Origin of the sequence: Burkholderia sp. BCC1985 (genome assembly GCF_905339915.1) — a bacterium.
Lineage (GTDB): Bacteria > Pseudomonadota > Gammaproteobacteria > Burkholderiales > Burkholderiaceae > Burkholderia.
In genome coordinates, this window is sequence record NZ_CAJPGY010000134.1 from 1 (window position 1) to 445 (window position 445).

Consider the following 445-nt stretch of genomic DNA (forward strand, 5'->3'; position numbering starts at 1 on the left):
CGGCGACGTCGCACTCGGCAGTGGCTCCGTCACCGACACGCCCCACGCGACGCCAACGGGTACCGTCGGCGGCGTGACCGCCACGTTCGCGGGCGGCAATCCGAGCAGCGTGGTGAGCGTCGGCGACGCGGCCACGGGCACCACGCGTCAGATCACCAACGTCGCAGCAGGTCAGATCACGCCGACCAGCACGGACGCGATCAACGGCTCCCAACTCTTCGCGACCAATTCCATCGTGGATTCGCTGTCGACGACAGTGTCGTCGTCCAGCAGCGCAATCTCGTCGCTGTCGACCGGCATCACTTCGTTGTCCACGGGCCTCAGCTCGACCGATAGCTCGGTCGCTTCGCTGTCGACCTCCACGTCGACTGGCCTCTCGTCGGCTAACAGCTCGATCAGCTCGTTGTCCACGTCGACTTCGACGGGTATCAGCTCGCTGTCGACG

Annotated in this window: 1 pseudogene; it reads left to right on the forward strand. The window is 65.8% G+C overall.

Features of this window, described 5'->3' with window-relative positions:
- A pseudogene (locus U4Z31_RS36985) lies at positions 1-445 on the forward strand (adhesin); the annotation flags it as partial.